Consider the following 17,891-nt stretch of genomic DNA (forward strand, 5'->3'; position numbering starts at 1 on the left):
AGTGATCAACACCTTAACGTAGTTTAGGGTGAATGACGCTTGGCGATGCTATGGCTCACGCAGCAAAAAAGACGTGCCCCATGCCAACGGCTCCAACCCCAGGTGCACCGCCAGCGTCTGGCCGATATCGGCAAAGCTGGCTCGCTCGCCCAACCAGCCCTTCGCCACGCCTGCACCATAAGCCAGTACGGGCACATGCTCGCGGGTATGGTCGCTGCCCGGGCGCGAGGGATCGCAGCCGTGGTCGGCGCTGATGATCAGCAACGTTTGCGGGTCCATCAACGCCAGTAACTCCGGCAGCCTGCGGTCGAACGCTTCCAGCGCGGCAGCATAGCCGGCCAAGTCTCGGCGATGCCCGTAGAGCATGTCGAAGTCGACAAAATTGGCAAACACCAGGCTGTTGTCGGGTGCTTCCCGGTAGGCTTTGAGCGTGGCATCGAACAGTGCATCGTTGCCATCGGCCTTGTACAAGCGGCTGATACCACGATGGGCGAAAATATCGCCGATTTTGCCCACCGCATGCACGCTGCCGCCGGCGTTGCAGAGGCTGTCCAGCAACGTCGCTGACGGCGGCGGCACGGTGTAGTCGCGACGATTGCCGGTGCGGCGGAACTGACCTGCGTGTTCGCCGGTGAAGGGTCGGGCAATGACCCTGCCGACGGTGTATTCATCACATAAGGTGCGCGCGATTTCACACACCCTGTACAACGCTTCAAGGCCGAAATGGCTTTCATGGGCGGCGATTTGCATCACGCTGTCGGCCGAGGTGTAGCAAATCGGCTGCCGGCTGCGGATGTGCAATTCACCCAAATCGTCCAGCACCGTGGTGCCCGAGGCATGGCAATTGCCCAGGATGCCAGGCAACCCTGCCTGCTCAATCAGGTCGGCGAGCAGTTGCGGTGGAAAGGACTCGGTCGGTCGCTCGAAATAACCCCAGTCAAACAGCACCGGTACGCCCATCATCTCCCAATGCCCGGACGGCGTGTCCTTGCCGGATGATTGCTCGCGCGCATGGCCAAAGGCGCCGATCGGTGCCGCGTCGCCCCAATTGCCTGGCAGCGGGCCATTGCCACTGGCCGCCGCTGCGGCGCCCAATCCCAACTGGCCCAGATTTGGCAGGGTCAAAGGCCCCCGGCGCAATGGCCCATCGGCCTCACCCCGGGCACAGGCTTCGGCGATATGGCGCAAGGTGTCGGCGCCGGTATCGCCAAACAGCGCGGCGTCGGCACTCGCGCCTATGCCCAATGAGTCCAGCACTAATACGATGGCCTTGCTCATAGGATTGCCTGGATCAATTCGCGCGCGGCCGGGCGTTCACCGCCCAGCCGATAGGCTGCGCGCAAGGCGGATGCGCCCTGCCCGGCCTGCTCTTTTGTACGCGCGTGAACCCAGCCCAGCGGTCGTTGCGTGCTCACGTGTTCGCCGACAAAGGCCAACTCGCTGAAGCCCACGGACAGGTCCAGCACATCGTCCGGATGGCTGCGTCCACCGCCCAATGTCACCACCGCCAAACCCACCGCTCGGGTGTCGATGTCGGTGACACAGCCCTCCTCCTCGGCCCACACCGGCACCGACACGACCGCCTTGGGTAAATGCTCATCGGGTTTGTCGGTAAAACCCTGCGGGCCGCCCAGGGCAACCACCATCTGTTCAAAGCGCTGCAAGGCCGCGCCGCTCTGCCAGGCTTGAAGCAATTGATCACGGGCCTGAGCCTCGTCCCTCGCCAGGCCGGCCATCGTCAGTGCCTGGGTGGCCAGCGCCAACGTCACCGCCCACAGGCGCTCGCTGCGCACCTCGCCCTTGAGCAAAGCGACCGCTTCAGCCACTTCCAGGGCATTGCCGGCACTGCGGGCCAGCGGCTGGTCCATGTCGGTGATCAGGGCACGGGTATTGACTCCTGCACCGTTGGCCACTGCGACGATGCTGGCGGCGAGTGCTTGCGCCTGCTCAGGCTCAGCCATAAAGGCGCCGTTGCCGGTCTTCACATCCATGATCAACACATCGAGGCCGGCGGCGAGTTTCTTGCCGAGGATCGACGCGGTGATCAGGTCGATCGACTCCACCGAGCCGGTCACATCACGGATCACGTACAAGCGCTTGTCCGCCGGCGCGAGGTTGGCGGTCTGGCCGATGATCGCGCAGCCGACTTCGGCCACCACCGCACGCAGGCGTTCGGTGCTGGGGTGGCAGTCGTAGCCGGGGATGCTTTCGAGCTTGTCCAGGGTGCCGCCGGTATGCCCCAGGCCGCGCCCGGAGATCATCGGCACGTAACAGCCGCAGGCCGCCAGCAAGGGCGCGAGCAACAAGCTGATCATGTCGCCGACGCCGCCGGTGGAATGCTTGTCGACTACAGGCCCCGGCAGTTCCCACTTCAGTGTCTGGCCGGAGTCGCGCATTGCCTCGGTCAAGGCGATGCGCTCGCTCACGTCCATGCCCTTGATGAACACCGCCATGGCGAACGCCGCCACTTGCCCATCGCTGAGGCTACCGTCGGCAATGCCGGCGACGAACCGTTGAATGTCGATAGCGGCCAGGGCATGCCCGTCGCGCTTACGGCGAATCACTTCTTGTGGCAACCACATACTGTGCTCCTTACAGCGAAATGAAAAAGCCGACGATCGCCGCGCTCATCAGGTTGGAAAGCGTGCCGCCGATCATGGCCCGCAGGCCCAGCCGCGCCAGTTCTTGACGCCGTTGCGGGGCGATGCCCGTGAGGCCGCCCAGCTGGATCGCAATCGAGGACAGGTTGGCAAAGCCGCACAGGGCGAAGGTGACGATCACCTGGGTGTGTGCCGACAACAGCGGCACCCCGGCTGCGGCGGCCTTGTCTGCGGTCAGGTAATTGGCCAGGTCGGCATAGGCGACAAACTCGTTGAGCACCAGTTTTTCCCCGATAAAGCCGCCGGCCAGCACCGCCTCATGCCACGGCACCCCGAGCAGAAACGCGATGGGCGCCAACACGTGCCCAAGCACCAGTTGCAAGGTCAGTTGCGGGTAGCCGAACCAGTTGCCCGCCCAGCCCAGCAGCCCGTTGAACAAGGCGATCAACGCGATAAACGAAAGCAGCATCGCGCCCACCGCCAAGGCCAGGCGCAAGCCGACCTGTGCGCCCTCGGCAGCCGCGTCGATGATATTGGTCGGCCGATTCTCGGCCTGCCCCAGCTCTTCAATCACCTCGTCGGTGCGGGCCGCTTCGGTTTCCGGCTCCATAAGCTTGGCCATCAACAACGCCCCCGGCGCCGACATGAAACACGCCGCGATCAGGTATTTGAGTTCCACCCCCAGCCCGGCGTAACCGAGCAGCACCGAACCTGCTACTGCGGCAAAACCACCGACCATCACCGCGAACAACTCAGAGCGCGTCAGCTTGGCAATGAACGGCCGAACCACCAGCGGCACCTCCGACTGGCCAATGAAAATCGCCGACGTGACCACCATCGACTCGACCCGACTGGTGCCCAGCAACAGACGCAGGCCGCCGCCCACCAGCCGGATAATCCAGCCCATCACGCCGATGTAATACAGCACTGAGATAAAGCTGCCGAAGAACACAATCATCGGCAATACCCGGATAGCAAATACAAACCCGCCATTGCCGAACACTTCAAACATATGCGGTGAACTCAAACCGCCGAACAGAAACTCGATGCCTTTGTTGGCGTAGAGCTGCAGGGACGCCACCGCGCCCGACAGCGCGGCGAGCACGGTCTGGCCCCAGGGCACGTACAGCGCAAAAGCGCCGATCAACACCTGAATCACAAAGGCCACCGAAACCGTGCGCCAATTGATCGAGCGTCGCTGGTGGGATAAAGCAATGGCAATGACAATAAGGGTCGCTATTCCGACAAGACTGATCATGCAGGCGTCTCAACAAGGGACCAAGCGGACGCAGGCCGGTTGGCCTGCCCAGGATTAGAAAGCGTCGAAGGCGCCCGGCAGCAATTGCGCCAGGGTCCAGGTACGCGTGGCGGCCGGGCCACTGCCCTGGCAAATCACCACTGCATCCTTGGCCATCAACTCCAGCATCACCTGGCGGCAGGCACCGCAAGGGCTTATCAGTGAAACGTTGGGTGCGTAAACCGCGATGGCCCTGAAACTGCCCGGCGCATGGCCCTGGCTGATGGCACTGAACAAAGCGCTGCGTTCGGCACAATTGGTCAGCCCGTAGGAGATATTCTCCACGTTGCAGCCCTGTACGACTTCCCCGTCGGCGGTCAGCAACGCCGCGCCGACCGGAAATTTGGAATAAGGCGAATACGTACGCTCGGCTGCCCGCTTGGCCTGTTCCATCAAACGCTGTTCAATTGTCATTTACAGGGTGCATCCCATTTTTTGCGAGCACGTCCAGGACGGTCGTGACGCTCTTATGGGTGTTATTAAAATAACATTTGATGTGAATACTCAATCTTTATTTTTGCCCATGAACAAAATCACAAGGAGGCTTAACAATCGGGCCCCGTGCCCGTGGCGGTGCCTGACCACAGCCGGTAACCTGAGCGCTCACCCACGCTGACCACCGAGGCGGCACTTGGATTATTTCGCTGCGCTGACCGCCTTTGTCGAGGCCGCCGAAGGCAATAACTTCTCCCGGGCGGCTGAGCGACTGGGCATCAAGGCATCCACGGTCTCGCGCTACGTGAAGGATCTTGAGCAGGATTTGGGCATCGCCCTGTTCAACCGTTCGACACGCACGCTGCACCTGACCGAAGGCGGCCAGACGTTTCTGCTGCACGCCCGCCGTGTACTGGATGAGCTTGAGCAAGCCAAGGCCGCCACCTCGGCGCTCAACCAGCAACCCCGTGGGGTGCTCAAACTCAATTTGCCGCCCGCGTTTGCCCGACACCATATCCTGCCGGTCTTGAACCGGTTCCTGGCGCGCTACCCGCAAATCAAGCTGGAGTTGGTACTGGATAACGCCCAGGTCAACCTGATTCATTCAGGCGTAGACCTGGCGATTCGGATTGGCGCCCTGCCCGACTCCACGCTCAAGGCGCGCAAGATCTGCGCGGGGAAGTACCTGTTGGTGGCCAGCCCGGCGTTTTGTGAGCAGCACGCGGCCCCAGCGACACCGGCAGACCTGGCCGGCCTGCCCGCCATCTTGAGCCTCCATGATGTTGCCTTCGAGGCCGGTGGTGAAGTGTTGCCGCTGGTATACGGTGACTGTATCCGTATCAACGACCTGGACGCGCAACTGCTCGCTGCACGCCAAGGCCTGGGCTTTGCCTTGCTGCCGGATTGGCTGGTGAGCAAAAGCCTTGAGGCGGGCGAGCTACAGGCCTGGTTGCCGCACTGGAACATCCTGGGGGCTGAACAGGCGTTTGCGGTGTGGTTTGTCTACCCGCCCAAGCGCATCGTGTCGTCCAAGGTCCGCTGTTTTATCGACTTTATTGTCGAACAGCTGGGCGAAACGCCGTATTGGAAATAAAGCAAAACCTGTGGGAGCTGGCTGGCCTGCGATGCAAGCAGCTCGGTACATCAGGCAGATCGAGTTGATGCAATCGCAGGCCAGCCAGCTCCCACATTTTGACCGAGTACTGTCAGCTGAAGCGGATATCCAGGGCCCGCAGGTAGGTTTGCAGCCCGGCGTCCTGGATCGGGATCAGGAATGCCTCGGTGTCCGATTCGTTGAAATGCGCATGCCAATAACCCGGTGGCGTTACGAACGCCAGGCCCGGCGACCAGTCCACCCGCACCGGGTTGCGGATCTGGCCGTCGGCGTCCAGCTCCGTGCCCACCAGTGAATAACAGCCCTTGGGGCAGTCGATGATGAAGTCCAGCGCAATCGACTGGTGCCGGTGCGGCTTCTGGATCGAGCCCGGCGGCAGAATGCCGTACATGGCCCAAAGCACATGCGTGACCGTTCGGGTCTGGGGGAAATTGCGGTTGCCGAGCAAAATGCTGATGCGGCTGCGGTCCTGGGCGCGGGGATCATCCGCCGCTTCCCGCAGCTTCTGGTTGGCCAGCGCGGCGGGATACAGCGTCGGCACGAAGCGATCAGCGCTGCGCGTCACGCCCAGGTAGCGCAACAGCGGTTCGTCATGCACGTAGTACAGGCGTGCATCCTGTGACGCACTGAAACGCGCGGGCTGCAGGCCAGGCAGCGCGATAAAGCAACCGCTGGACCATGGGATATCATGCTCGCCCTGCACCACCCGGCCCTCGCCTGCGATGACATAAAACACCTGTGAGGTCGCATTGGGGTGCAGGTCCAGGGCATCACCGGCGTTCAAGCGAATAAAGTTGGCACACAACCCCGGCCCGGTCGCCGGGCCTTCACAGCCCAACGCGTCGCTGAGGTCCAGCGCGACCACCCGCGAGGCGCCGCTGTCGTACAGCGAGGCCGGGAAGCTGTGGTAGGGAATGCGGGTAATCAGGTTGGCACTGATCGGGTTGGCCGCCTTGCTGTATTCGAAGTACTCGGCGTCCACTTGCTCGTTTGGCACTGCATCGGTCAGGTCGGGTTTGAATTCGCGGTTCATCAATCACCTCAGGCTTGGGCGGGTTTGAATCCACTATAGGCAGTGCGTCTGCAGGGATTAAGCACTGTGTCGGCACAGCAGTTGTGCAGGATGGGGCGGCTCCGCCCTGCGACGGTGCAATCGGTCTGTCCAGCGCCTGAGCGTGAACCGATGATCCATATGTTCGGCGTTATCTCATGCTCAAACGTCATAATCCCCGGTTCCTCTGCGTGGTAATCTTGGCGCCACCACGAATAGACATTGATCGTCACATGACGATGACCAAAGCCAGGAAAGAACATGCCAAAGATTTCTCACTCAGCGTTGCGCCGCAACTTCCGTGAACTGCTTGCAAAACACATCTGCGTTGAAACCGCCTCCGTCTTCGACCCCATGTCCGCGCGCATCGCCGCCGACCTGGGTTTTGAAGTCGGCATCCTCGGTGGTTCGGTCGCCTCGTTGCAGGTACTGGCGGCCCCCGATTTTGCGTTGATCACACTGAGTGAGTTCGTTGAACAGGCCACCCGCATCGGCCGCGTCGCCCAACTGCCGTTTATTGCCGACGCCGACCACGGTTACGGCAATGCGCTGAACGTGATGCGCACGGTCGAAGAACTTGAGCGTGCCGGTGTGGCCGCGCTGACCATTGAAGACACGCTGTTGCCGGCGCAGTTCGGGCGCAAGTCCACCGACTTGATTTCCGTCGAGGAAGGCATCGGCAAAGTCAAGGCGGCGCTGGAAGCGCGTGTCGACCCTGAACTGTCGATCATTGCGCGCACCAATGCCGGCGTGCTGCCCACCGAAGATGTGATCGCACGCACCAAGGCCTACGAGAAAGCCGGCGCGGACGGCATCTGCATGGTTGGCGTCAAAGACTTCGACCACCTTGAGCAGATCGCCGCCAACCTGACGGTGCCGTTGATGCTGGTGACCTACGGCAACCCGCAGCTCAATGACAGCGAGCGCCTGGCGGCCCTGGGCGTGCGCATTGTGGTGGCCGGCCACGGCGCCTACTTTGCGTCGATCAAAGCCACTTACGACAGCCTGCGCGCCCAGCGCAAGCTGACCGGCAGCACCTCCAACCTCAGCGCTACGGAGCTGACCCATACCTACACATTGCCGGAAAGCTATGTGGCCTGGGCTGAAGAGTTTATGGATGTAAAAGAGTAATTGATGCAGATCGGTTTTAGGCGGGAGGGGCTTGCTCCCACCTCTGACCGCAGCCAGGCACATGCAACAGTGTTGTTACACACCCGAATTAAATTCAGCACACTTATATAGCCATGATTGATAAAGCGATGGCGATGATGAATTTTTATATAAGTGCGTTTAACTTAATAAAAAAATCCGCCGCAGAGCCTGCGGCGGCAAACCAAAGGTTTTTGTCGAAGCAGAGCGGCTAAGACCCCATCAACGCTACACCTTTAAAAAATTAAACGAGGTGAAGTTTAATTAATCCAGTTTAATCCCCGCCACCGCTGCATCCCTCGAAAAATGTGATAAAAATCAGCTTCGACAACCACGTCGAGCACAATAAAAACAGCATTACGCTTACCTGAAACATCTGCCATACAACCTTAAGCGCACTCCAAGCATGCGGTGTTTCTGTGCACGCGTTAATTATTCCGGGGAAGTAACAACATGATCAAACAGTGGAGCCTGTTAACGCTGGCGGTGTGCGCCAGTATCAGCCAAGCGGCCCTCGCCGAGTCGGTCAGCGACCAGGCCGATTCCAAAGGTTTTATCGACGGCAGTAGCATTAGCGGGTTGTTGCGCAACTATTACTTCGACCGCGACCGCCAAAGTGGCAAGGCCGACAACCGCGACTGGACCCAAGGCGCGATGCTCAACTACGCCTCGGGCTTTACCCAGGGCACCATCGGCTTTGGTGTGGATGCCTACGCCTACGGCGCGATGAAACTCGACGCCACCCACGCCGATGCCGGCACCGGTGAATTGCCGACCAACCGCAATGGCGACCCGGAAAATGGCTACGGTTCTGTGGGCGCTGCGGTAAAGATCAAGGTCTCCAAGACCCAGCTCAAATTCGGTGACATGCAACCCACCGCGCCGGTATTCGCCACCGGCGGTACGCGTATTTTGCCGCAGACCGCCACCGGCTTTGACCTGACCAGCAGCGAAATCGCCGGCCTGGACCTGGAAGCCGGGCACTTCACCAGCACCAACAGTGGCATGACCAGCAACCACGACCACGATATCTACGCGACCTACGCCAACGTGGCGGCCAACAGCGCAAGTTTTGTCGGCGGCAAATACACTTTCACCCCGTCGTTGAGCGCGACCCTGTATGCCGGCGAGCTGGAGGACATCTGGCGCCAGTACTACACCAACCTCAACTACGTGATCGCGCTGGGGCATGACCAGTCACTGGCGCTGGACGGCAACCTGTACCGCACCCTCGACACCGGCAGCGCCAAGGCCGGGGCCATCAACAACACCACCTACTCGGTGGCGGCGGCCTACTCGTTCCTGGCGGCGCATACCCTGACGCTGTCGTTCCAGAAAGTCCACGGCGACACGCCGTTCGACTACATCGGCACCGGCAACAACGGCGCGGGCGAAGGCGGCGACTCGGTGTTCCTGGCCAACTCGATCCAATGGGGCGACTTCAACGGGCCGGGCGAACAGTCGTGGGGCGTGCGTTATGACCTGAACATGGCCAGCTACGGCGTACCGGGTTTGAGCTTCATGACCCGTTACGTCAACGGCTCGGATATCAACGGTACTCGCACCCCGACCAACAGCGCCTATGCCGGGGACTACGGCGCCGACGGCGACCACCACGAGACCGATGTGGAAGCCAAATACGTGCTGCAAAGCGGCCCGGCGAAAAACCTGTCGTTTCGCGTGCGTGACGCCATGGTTTCATCCAACGCTGACCAACGCGATGGCAAGTTGAATGAACTGCGGGTGATCGTCGACTACCCGTTTACCCTGTTGTAAGTGGCTTGGTTGCGCGGGCCTATGGTTTCGTGGCCCGCGCATTCAGGCGCTATGCCGCGCGTTTTAGAACGTCTCAGGGCCTGACAATGAACCCGCTGTAATCGGTCGACGGCTGCATTTCAAAGTAAGTCTGCTGAGCATTAAGCGCAGGAACAGGACCGTGGAGGAATAATCTTACGTGCTGGCCACTGGTCCATCCTTCGGCCACAGGGTCAGTGGGTTTGATTTTCACCCGGATGGGCACGGGCTTATTGGCTGTCTCGAACTTAAGCCACGTCACAACCAGGATGGCCTTGTCCAGGACAGTGGCAGTCGCTTGGGCATAAATGACCTTTTGATCACATTCCAGTAACGCAATGTTCTTTTGGGAGGCGTTCATCTGAGCGAAAGCGTCGAAGTAAGCCAGTTGCCGCCCAGCGATCGATAACGGCGCTTGGTGACGTTGACTCACTGACATCGCGGACCATGCGTCAACCACCTCGGCCAGGGTGCCCGGGTGCATGGCAGGCGCCTCACTCACTTGCGCTACCAACGCTTGCATTTGCGCCTGCGAAGGTTTGGCGCTTTTACGTCGTTTGGCCAGTTTGCCCAGATGACTGGGAATCAATGGCGGTGCTATATGGGCAGTTCTTGGAGTGAGTTGCACAGGAACGTCGGACGCTTGAGTTTTTTCCTTTTCGTGCGCGCAGCCTGGCTTATGTGAATTCAGGGCTTTGAAAAAAAAGTTATCCCTTTGCGAAATTGAAGCCACAACTTCTTCGAGGCAACATTTGCAAAAATAAAAAAGTGCTCTGTCGCTATGGGCAAAGCGGGCTGACACCTTCGCGTCCATGTCCCAACACACTGCCTCCGTCATCAGTTCTTTTGCCATCAGGTGTGCTTACCCTTTACTTAGCGTTGTTTAGCCCACCAGCTTACCTATCAACGTTGTGAGCGACCACCGTCACGGACGCCGTGACCTTGCCGCCCCCTGTGTTTAAACTGCGCACCAACATTCGTTCCAATTTTTTATGAGGCGCCCATGGCCAACCACGACCTGTCCTTCACCCCCGACCCGGATGCCGATTCCATCTCCAGCGACGTCATCGGTTTCAATGGCATCCTGGTCTCCACCCAAATTCCGACCCACGCCGACGGCAGCCTGGAACTGGGCGATATCACCCTGCAAAGCGAATGCACCCTGCAAGCGCTGAAGGTCGCGCTGGAGAAAGCCGGCAGCTCCATGGACCGGGTGATGCACCTGACCATCTACCTCACCGACATGGCTGATCGCGCGGCATTCAACGAAGTCTACAAGCGTTTTTTCGCCAAGCCCTGGCCTGTGCGTGCAGCCGTTGGCGTTGCTGCGTTGGCGGTAGAAGGCATGCGCGTGGAAGTCACCGCGATGGCAGCCAAAGCCTGAGTTCCAAGCCACAGCACAGATCCACTGTGGGAGCGGGCTTGCTCGCGAAGAGGGCGTGTCAGTTGATGCATGTGGCGACTCACACACCGCATTAGCGAGCAAGCCCGCTCCCACAGGTTGCGCCGGACGAGGCTTCAATAGCCTCTCCCTCAGCGAGGCAGCCCTGCGGTAGATGCCGGTCAGGCATTTCACAGCTACAATGCGCGCCTCAACCGTGACAAGCCTGACTAAAAAAACTATGTCCTTGCCCAAGCACCACCTGGAATTGCTCAGCCCGGCCCGTGATGTCGCCATTGCGCGCGAGGCTATCTTGCATGGCGCCGACGCCATCTACATCGGCGGCCCAAGCTTCGGCGCACGCCATAATGCGTGCAACGAGGTGAGCGATATCGCTCAACTGGTCGAATTCGCCCGCCGTTACCACGCCCGTGTGTTCACCACCATCAACACCATCCTGCATGACAACGAGCTGGAGCCTGCGCGCAAGCTGATCCATCAGTTGTACGACGCCGGTGTCGATGCCTTGATCGTGCAAGACCTGGGCGTGATGGAGCTGGATATTCCGCCCATCGAGCTGCACGCCAGCACCCAGACCGATATTCGCACCCTGGCCCGCGCCAAATTTCTCGACCAGGCCGGTTTTTCGCAGTTGGTATTGGCCCGTGAGCTGAACCTGCAAGAGATCCGCGCCATCGCCGACGAGACCGACGCGGCCGTCGAGTTCTTCATCCACGGTGCGCTGTGTGTGGCGTTCTCCGGGCAGTGCAACATCTCCCACGCGCAAAATGGCCGCAGCGCCAACCGTGGCGACTGCTCCCAGGCCTGCCGCCTGCCCTACACATTGAAAGATGACCAGGGCCGCGTCGTGGCCTTTGAAAAGCACCTGCTGTCGATGAAAGACAACAACCAGAGCGCCAACATCCGCGCCCTGGTCGAAGCCGGCGTGCGTTCGTTCAAGATCGAAGGGCGCTACAAGGACATGGGCTATGTGAAAAACATCACCGCCTATTACCGCCAGCGCCTTGACGACGTGCTTGAAGATCGCCCGGACCTGGCCCGCGCCTCCAGCGGCCGTACTGCGCATTTCTTCCTGCCCGACCCGGAGAAAACCTTCCACCGGGGCAGCACCGACTATTTCGTCACCGACCGCAAGGTCGACATCGGCGCTTTCGATACCCCGACCTTTACCGGCCTGCCGGTGGGAGTAGTGGAAAAAGCCGGCAAGCGTGACCTGCAGGTGGTCACCCATGAGCCGCTGTCCAATGGCGATGGCCTCAATGTGCTGGTCAAGCGCGAGGTTGTGGGTTTCCGTGCCAACATCGCCGAAGCCAAGGGCGAGTTTGAGGAAGATGGCCAGAAGCGCTATCGCTACCGCGTTGAGCCAAATGAAATGCCGGCCGGCCTGCATCAGCTGCGCCCGAACCATCCGCTGAACCGCAACCTCGACCATAACTGGCAACAAGCGCTGCTCAAAACCTCCGCCGAGCGCCGCATCGGCCTGGCCTGGGTGGCACGCCTGCGTGAAGACCAGCTTGAAGTCACCGCCACCAGCGAAGAAGGCATCAACGCCAGCGTCACCCTGCCCGGCCCGTTTGGCGTGGCCAACAAGCCGGAACAGGCGCTCGACACCCTGCGCGATCTGCTTGGCCAACTCGGCACCACCGAGTACCACGCCACGCACATCGAGCTGGATGCGCCGCAGGCGTTCTTCGTCCCCAACTCGCAACTCAAGGCCTTGCGCCGTGAGGTGATCGAGGCATTGACTGCCGCACGCGTTGCCGCGCACCCGCGTGGCGGGCGTAAAGCGGAAACCTCGCCGCCGCCGGTGTACCCGGAAGCGCACCTGTCGTTCCTGGCCAACGTCTACAACCAGAAGGCCCGCGACTTCTACCACCGTCACGGCGTCAAGCTGATCGACGCCGCCTTCGAAGCCCACGAAGAAACCGGCGAAGTGCCGGTGATGATCACCAAACACTGCCTGCGTTTCTCGTTCAACCTGTGCCCTAAACAGGCCAAGGGTGTGACCGGCGTGAAAACCAAGGTGGCGCCGATGCAGTTGATTCACGGCGACGAAGTGCTGACCCTCAAGTTCGACTGCAAGCCGTGCGAGATGCACGTGGTGGGCAAGATCAAGGGGCATATCCTTGGGTTGCCGCAGCCGGGCAGTAAGGTGGAGCATTTCAACCCGGAAAACATCATCTTTCAGGGTACACACTAGCCCTTGAGGCGCGGGGCCACCACCAGCCCCGCTGCAACCCCGCGGCCGCCAGCAGGATTGCGGCCACACCCAGCCATTGCAGCCAGCCCAGGCGATGGCCGAACGCGATCCAGTCGACAAAAATCGCCGCAATCGGATAGATAAACGACAGTGCCCCGGTAATGGCGGTGGGCAGTTTCTGGATCGCGCCGTACAACAACACGTACATCAAACCGGTGTGCACCACGCCAAGCGTCACCAGTGCAGCCCACGCATTGGTGGACACCGGCAGGCTGTTCCAAGGCACCAGCGGCGCGAGTAACAGTGCGCCGGTTGTCACCTGGATCAACGCCATCAGATGCGGCGGCACTTCCTTCAGACGTTTGATGATCAGTGCGGCAATCGCGTACAAAAACGCTGCGCCCAGCGCCAGTGCTATTCCTGTCAGGTAATCAGCGCCACCGCTTTGCTGCTCTCCATGGGCAGTGACAATCGCCAACATGCCGAGAAACGCCACGCTTAACCAAGCGAGTTTCTGCACGGTGAGCTTCTCCCCCAGAATTACAGCCGCCAACATCACCAACATAAACGGCTGCACGTTGTACACCGCCGTGCTGATGGCGATTGACGCGTGGGAATAGGACTCGAACAACAGCAACCAATTGCCGACGATGGCCACACCGCTGAGCATCGCCAAGCCGAATTTGGCCCAGGTGAGCAATTCCAGGCGCAGGTAACCCAGCAGTGCGCAGACCAGCAACAAGGCCAGTGCGCCGATGACGCAACGCCAGAACACCACTTCGATCACCGATACGCCCGACACCAGCACAAACCAGCCGATAGTGCCCGAAATCAGCATGGCGGCGACCATTTCCCACGACCCGCGACGGATAGATGTGTCCACGATGAAAGCTCCTCAAGTGAGCCACAATTATGGCAATCTGCTGCTTAAGGGCTCCAGCGACATAAAAAGGCAAAAAACTCTATTCACCTTTTGTTATTAGGCAGACAGCATGATTGACACCATCGACCAGCAACTGATCAGCGCCTTGATGGACGACTCGCGCCTGTCGCTCAAGGCCTTGGCGGGCATTACCGGGTTATCATCGCCAAGCGTCGGCGAACGCTTGCGGCGCCTTGAAGAGCGCGGCGTGTTGACCCACTACACGGTGGATATCGACCCCAGGCATTTTGGCTACCTGCTGCAAGCCATCGTGCGCATCCGCCCCTTGCCGGGCAAATTGCAGGAGGTGGAGCGCCAGATCCAGGCGATCCCCGAGTTCACCGAGTGCGACAAAGTCACCGGCGATGACTGCTTTATCGCACGCCTGCATGTGCGCACCATGGACCAGCTCGACAGCCTGCTCGACCGTCTCAACGCTTATGCCGAAACCAATACGGCCATCGTCAAGAAAACCCCGGTAAAACGCCGTTTGCCGCCCTTGGGTGATTAGTGATTTCGCGTCACTAACGCAGTGACGCAATCGCTATTCTGTCATCACTGGCCGATCTTTATGCTGGGCTCCACTGATTGGAACCCACAGGTATAAAGCTCATGTACGTGATAACAGGCATTACAGGCAAAGTCGGCGGCGCCCTGGCGCGCAACCTCATCAAGGCAGGCCAACCGGTGCGCGCGGTGATGCGCGATGCCGGCAAGGCGGCCTACTGGGCCGATCAAGGTTGCGACGTGGTGTTTGCGCAAATGGATGACGCACCGGCATTAACCGAGGCGTTCAAGGGCGCAACCGGCGTGTTTATCCTGCCGCCTCCCGGATTTGATCCGCAGCCGGGTTTCCCCGAAGCCCGTGCGGTGATTGCCGCCGTCAGCCAGGCGCTGCAGGCGGCCACGCCGAAAAAGGTGCTGTGCCTGTCGACCATCGGCGCCCAGGCCACCGAGGTCAACCTGCTGACCCAACGCACCCTGATGGAACAAGCGCTGAGCTCGCTGGACATGCCGGTGACCTTTCTGCGGCCCGCCTGGTTTATGGAAAACGCGCTGTACGACCTGATTGCCGCGCGGGAAACCGGCGTGATCCACAGCTTCCTGCAACCTTTGGACAAAGCCGTGCCGATGATCGCCACCGCAGATATCGGCACCCTCGCCGCGCAGCTGCTGCAACAGGCGTGGGCCGGCCATCGGGTGGTTGAACTGGAGGGCCAGTGGGTCAGCCCCAACGACATCGCCCAGGGCTTGTCGCAGGTACTCGACCGCGACGTGCACGCTGAAGCGGTGGCGCGTGAGACGTGGGAAGCCTTGTTGCGTGCCCAGGGCGCCCAGAACCCCTTGCCACGTATGCGTATGGTCGATGGGTTCAATGAAGGTTGGATCTGTTTTGAGCAGGAGCAGGTGCTTAAAGGGCAAACATCGTTGCTGACGGTGCTGCGCGAACTGGCCGAAAACACCCGCTGAGTGTTGCAAACAGACTCCCTGTGGCAAACAGGCTTGTTGTGGCGAGCAGGCTTGCCCTGCGCTGGGCTGCGCAGCAGCCCCAAACCAGCCACCGCGTATTTCCAGGTGTATTGCGTCTTCAGGTATAGGGGCCGCTTCGCGCCCCAACGCAGGGCAAGCCTGCTCGCCACAACAAGCCTGCTCACCACCGGAGGACGATTCAACACAGGGAGATGGGCGTAGACATATCGGGACACGCAAATGTGCCGGGCTGGGGCGATTGCGCTGCTAGCGTCAAAGTCTCTTATTCATGCAAGGAACAACGGAGTGTGTCCTCAACCCAATTCCCATCTGTTACGTCGTGGCCGCTATTCAGAAAATGGTCGAGCGTATTTGGTCACTGCCGTGGTGCATCAGCGTCTGCCCTTGTTTCGGGATTTTCAGCTGGGCCGTTTGTTGGTCGCAGAATTTAAACGAACTCATGAAGCGGGCCTGGTCAACTCACTGGCGTGGGTGGTGATGCCGGATCATTTTCATTGGTTGTTCGACCTGAACAACTCAACACTGCGCGATGTGATGCGCCAGACCAAGTCACGCAGCACGCTCAGTATCAATCGAGCCCGAAGCAGCCGAGAACGGTTCTGGCAGCGTGGTTACCATGACCGCGCCGTTCGAGCCGATGAAGATGTTCTGAAAATGGCCCGCTATATCATCGCCAACCCTCTGCGAGCCGGGCTGGTCGAGCACATTGGTGATTACCCGCTATGGGATGCGGCCTGGTTATAAAAAGCTTACTGGATGCACCGACCTGTTCCAGCAAACAGGCTCCCTGTGGCGAGCAGGCTTGCCCTGCGCTGGGCTGCGCAGCAGCCCCAAGCCAGCCACCGCGTATTTCCAGGTGTATTGCGTCTTCAGGTATAGGGGCCGCTTCGTGCCCCAACGCAGGGCAAGCCTGCTTGCCACAACAAGCCTGCTCACTACAACAAGCCTGCTGGCAACAAAGAGCTGTGTTCGCAGTGTTAGTCGTGCAGCGCTTTTGCAGCAGTCAGCAAGCCTTGGAATTTGCAATACCGGGCCTTCAGCGTCGTTTGTTGCCGGGCATCCGGCCTGTAGCGCATCTTCACCTTCATCCCCGCCGCCAACAGGTCGATGCCGAGCGCCATAAACCCCAACTTCGCCGCCCCCACGCACGCGCTCAGTTCACTGCCGTGCAGCGTGAAGATCTCCCGCTGCAGAATGTTGGCCAGCAACTGCGCCCAATACTCACTGCGGGCCCCGCCGCCGACCAAGGCGCAGGCGGTCACGTCGGCACCGGTCGATTGCACCGCACGCAGCGCATCGAGCAGGCCGAAACCTACGCCCTCCATCACGGCATAACCGAGCATCGCAGGGGTGCAGTCATGCCCCAGGTTCATAAACCCACCGCGCAATAACGGGTCGTTGTGCGGCGTGCGTTCACCGGCCAGGTACGGCAGAAACAACGGCGTCGACAGCGGCACCGGCTGCTCGATGGGCAACTGCGCCTGCACCTGATCCAGCAATGCTTGTTCATCCGGCTGGCCGGTCAAGCGCGTCACCCAGCGCAGACAACTGGCCCCGGCGAGCATGGCGCCCATGGTGTACCAGCGGTTGGGCAAGGCGTGGCAGAAACTGTGCACGGCACTGGCCGGGTTGCCGGCGGCGTGGTCGGTGATGGCGACGATGGCCGCGCTGGTGCCCAGGGTGATAAAGCCGTCACCGGCATTGACCGCACCGATACCCACCGCCGCCACCGGGTTATCGCCGCCGCCACCGGCAATCACCACCTCGGGCAACAGGCCCAACCCGCTGACATTCAGTGCACCACCCGCCGCACCACCTTCCACCAGCCTGGGCATGTGGGCCAACGTCAGGCCGGTGGCGTGCAGCATCGGCGCAAACCATTCACGCTGCGCGACGTCCAGCCACAGGGTGCCGGCGGCATCCGACATATCGCTGATGCGCTCGCCCGTCAGGCATAACCGCAGGTAATCCTTGGGCGACAGCACACACTCAATCGCCCTGAATATTTCGGGTTCGTGCTGCTGCAACCACAGCAGTTTGGGCGCCGTGAGCCCGGCCATCGGCAGGCTGCCGGTGGTGTCGGCAAAGCCGCTGCCCAGTTGCTCGGCCTGGGCCACTGCGCGCGCGTCATCCCAAAGAATGGCCGGGTACAGCACACGATTATCTTTGCCCAGCAACACCGCGCCATGCATCTGCCCGGACAGGCCGATGCACGCCACACGCGCAAATGCCGCGTGTTCACGTAACTGCGCCAGCGCCTGCAAACAGGCCTGCCACCAGGCTTCGGGGGCCTGCTCGGACCAGCCGCTGTGGCGCCGTGAAACATTCAGGCGCACACCGGCGTGGGCCAGTACGCTGCCGTCGACGTCCATCAGGACCGCCTTGAGCTCTGAAGTGCCGAGGTCTATGCCGAGGGAAACAGGGTTGCGCATACGT

General features: G+C 60.6%; 16 protein-coding genes. 8 read left to right on the top strand and 8 right to left on the bottom strand.

Annotated elements, in window-relative coordinates; translation table 11 throughout:
- Nucleotides 1-48: 48 nt before the first annotated feature.
- The 4 genes from BLV67_RS04740 to BLV67_RS04755 are packed head-to-tail and all read right to left on the bottom strand — an operon-like array spanning nucleotide 49 to nucleotide 4,311.
- Nucleotides 49-1,278 carry a phosphopentomutase gene (locus tag BLV67_RS04740; protein WP_065930049.1) on the bottom strand — a complete coding sequence of 410 codons (1,230 nt, stop codon included), beginning with the start codon at nucleotides 1,276-1,278 and terminating at the stop codon, nucleotides 49-51.
- On the bottom strand, nucleotides 1,275-2,582 hold the full coding sequence (deoA, locus tag BLV67_RS04745; protein WP_069787513.1) for a thymidine phosphorylase: 1,308 nt from the start codon (nucleotides 2,580-2,582) through the stop codon (nucleotides 1,275-1,277). Before deoA ends, BLV67_RS04740 begins: the two co-directional genes overlap by 4 nt.
- Nucleotides 2,583-2,592: 10 nt before the next feature.
- Nucleotides 2,593-3,858 (bottom strand): NupC/NupG family nucleoside CNT transporter, encoded by a 1,266-nt coding sequence (locus tag BLV67_RS04750; protein WP_017135630.1) that lies wholly within the window; start codon nucleotides 3,856-3,858, stop codon nucleotides 2,593-2,595.
- A 54-nt stretch (nucleotides 3,859-3,912) separates the two neighbouring features.
- Complete coding sequence (locus BLV67_RS04755) at nucleotides 3,913-4,311, bottom strand: cytidine deaminase (protein ID WP_069787514.1); 399 nt, start codon at nucleotides 4,309-4,311, stop codon at nucleotides 3,913-3,915.
- Nucleotides 4,312-4,528: 217 nt separating this feature from the next.
- Here BLV67_RS04755 and BLV67_RS04760 point away from each other — a divergent pair, with 217 nt between their 5' ends.
- Nucleotides 4,529-5,425 (top strand): LysR family transcriptional regulator, encoded by an 897-nt coding sequence (locus tag BLV67_RS04760; RefSeq protein WP_069787515.1) that lies wholly within the window; start codon nucleotides 4,529-4,531, stop codon nucleotides 5,423-5,425.
- Nucleotides 5,426-5,537: 112 nt separating this feature from the next.
- Here the strand turns inward: BLV67_RS04760 and BLV67_RS04765 are convergent, their stop codons facing one another.
- Nucleotides 5,538-6,479 (bottom strand): cupin domain-containing protein, encoded by a 942-nt coding sequence (locus tag BLV67_RS04765; RefSeq protein WP_065930053.1) that lies wholly within the window; start codon nucleotides 6,477-6,479, stop codon nucleotides 5,538-5,540.
- Between the two features lie 279 nt (nucleotides 6,480-6,758).
- Here BLV67_RS04765 and BLV67_RS04770 point away from each other — a divergent pair, with 279 nt between their 5' ends.
- Nucleotides 6,759-7,628: an isocitrate lyase/PEP mutase family protein gene (locus BLV67_RS04770; protein ID WP_065930054.1), complete on the top strand. Its 870-nt coding sequence runs from the start codon at nucleotides 6,759-6,761 to the stop codon at nucleotides 7,626-7,628.
- A gap of 471 nt (nucleotides 7,629-8,099) precedes the next feature.
- Nucleotides 8,100-9,422: an OprD family porin gene (locus BLV67_RS04775; RefSeq protein ID WP_069787516.1), complete on the top strand. Its 1,323-nt coding sequence runs from the start codon at nucleotides 8,100-8,102 to the stop codon at nucleotides 9,420-9,422.
- 73 nt (nucleotides 9,423-9,495) lie between these two features.
- Here BLV67_RS04775 and BLV67_RS32270 read toward each other — a convergent pair whose 3' ends face one another.
- Nucleotides 9,496-10,293, bottom strand: a complete 798-nt coding sequence (locus BLV67_RS32270) for a hypothetical protein (protein WP_141722740.1) — start codon at nucleotides 10,291-10,293, stop codon at nucleotides 9,496-9,498.
- Between the two features lie 150 nt (nucleotides 10,294-10,443).
- Here BLV67_RS32270 and BLV67_RS04785 point away from each other — a divergent pair, with 150 nt between their 5' ends.
- Entirely contained in the window at nucleotides 10,444-10,824 is a 381-nt protein-coding gene (locus BLV67_RS04785) for a RidA family protein (RefSeq protein WP_017135617.1), read from the top strand.
- A 238-nt stretch (nucleotides 10,825-11,062) separates the two neighbouring features.
- On the top strand, nucleotides 11,063-13,042 hold the full coding sequence (locus BLV67_RS04790) for a peptidase U32 family protein (protein ID WP_065930058.1): 1,980 nt from the start codon (nucleotides 11,063-11,065) through the stop codon (nucleotides 13,040-13,042).
- Here the strand turns inward: BLV67_RS04790 and BLV67_RS04795 are convergent.
- Nucleotides 13,020-13,925, bottom strand: a complete 906-nt coding sequence (locus BLV67_RS04795; RefSeq protein WP_069787518.1) for a DMT family transporter — start codon at nucleotides 13,923-13,925, stop codon at nucleotides 13,020-13,022. The two genes, BLV67_RS04790 and BLV67_RS04795, sit on opposite strands and share 23 nt — an antisense overlap.
- Before the next feature lie 109 nt (nucleotides 13,926-14,034).
- Between BLV67_RS04795 and BLV67_RS04800 the strand changes: the two genes are divergently transcribed.
- From BLV67_RS04800 to BLV67_RS04810, 3 genes are all read left to right on the top strand, one after another.
- A complete protein-coding gene (locus BLV67_RS04800; protein ID WP_065930060.1) occupies nucleotides 14,035-14,475 on the top strand; it encodes an Lrp/AsnC family transcriptional regulator in 441 nt (146 codons plus the stop codon).
- A 101-nt stretch (nucleotides 14,476-14,576) separates the two neighbouring features.
- Nucleotides 14,577-15,434 (top strand): NmrA family NAD(P)-binding protein, encoded by an 858-nt coding sequence (locus BLV67_RS04805; RefSeq protein ID WP_069787519.1) that lies wholly within the window; start codon nucleotides 14,577-14,579, stop codon nucleotides 15,432-15,434.
- Nucleotides 15,435-15,740: 306 nt separating this feature from the next.
- The gene (locus BLV67_RS04810) at nucleotides 15,741-16,199 is read left to right on the top strand and encodes an REP-associated tyrosine transposase (RefSeq protein ID WP_065930062.1); all 459 of its coding nucleotides are present in this window, start codon (nucleotides 15,741-15,743) and stop codon (nucleotides 16,197-16,199) included.
- 233 nt (nucleotides 16,200-16,432) lie between these two features.
- Here BLV67_RS04810 and xylB read toward each other — a convergent pair whose 3' ends face one another.
- A complete protein-coding gene (gene xylB, locus BLV67_RS04815) occupies nucleotides 16,433-17,887 on the bottom strand; it encodes a xylulokinase (RefSeq protein WP_069787531.1) in 1,455 nt (484 codons plus the stop codon).
- Nucleotides 17,888-17,891: the final 4 nt, after the last annotated feature.

The organism is Pseudomonas salomonii, assembly GCF_900107155.1.
GTDB lineage: Bacteria > Pseudomonadota > Gammaproteobacteria > Pseudomonadales > Pseudomonadaceae > Aquipseudomonas > Aquipseudomonas salomonii.

Coding starts and splice junctions, on each gene's coding strand:
- BLV67_RS04740 (WP_065930049.1), bottom strand. CDS start 1,278: ATGAGCAAGGCCATCGTATTAGTGCTGGACTCATTGGGCATAGGCGCG.
- deoA (WP_069787513.1), bottom strand. CDS start 2,582: ATGTGGTTGCCACAAGAAGTGATTCGCCGTAAGCGCGACGGGCATGCC.
- BLV67_RS04750 (WP_017135630.1), bottom strand. CDS start 3,858: ATGATCAGTCTTGTCGGAATAGCGACCCTTATTGTCATTGCCATTGCT.
- BLV67_RS04755 (WP_069787514.1), bottom strand. CDS start 4,311: ATGACAATTGAACAGCGTTTGATGGAACAGGCCAAGCGGGCAGCCGAG.
- BLV67_RS04765 (WP_065930053.1), bottom strand. CDS start 6,479: ATGAACCGCGAATTCAAACCCGACCTGACCGATGCAGTGCCAAACGAG.
- BLV67_RS04770 (WP_065930054.1), top strand. CDS start 6,759: ATGCCAAAGATTTCTCACTCAGCGTTGCGCCGCAACTTCCGTGAACTG.
- BLV67_RS04775 (WP_069787516.1), top strand. CDS start 8,100: ATGATCAAACAGTGGAGCCTGTTAACGCTGGCGGTGTGCGCCAGTATC.
- BLV67_RS32270 (WP_141722740.1), bottom strand. CDS start 10,293: ATGGCAAAAGAACTGATGACGGAGGCAGTGTGTTGGGACATGGACGCG.
- BLV67_RS04785 (WP_017135617.1), top strand. CDS start 10,444: ATGGCCAACCACGACCTGTCCTTCACCCCCGACCCGGATGCCGATTCC.
- BLV67_RS04790 (WP_065930058.1), top strand. CDS start 11,063: ATGTCCTTGCCCAAGCACCACCTGGAATTGCTCAGCCCGGCCCGTGAT.
- BLV67_RS04800 (WP_065930060.1), top strand. CDS start 14,035: ATGATTGACACCATCGACCAGCAACTGATCAGCGCCTTGATGGACGAC.
- BLV67_RS04805 (WP_069787519.1), top strand. CDS start 14,577: ATGTACGTGATAACAGGCATTACAGGCAAAGTCGGCGGCGCCCTGGCG.
- xylB (WP_069787531.1), bottom strand. CDS start 17,887: ATGCGCAACCCTGTTTCCCTCGGCATAGACCTCGGCACTTCAGAGCTC.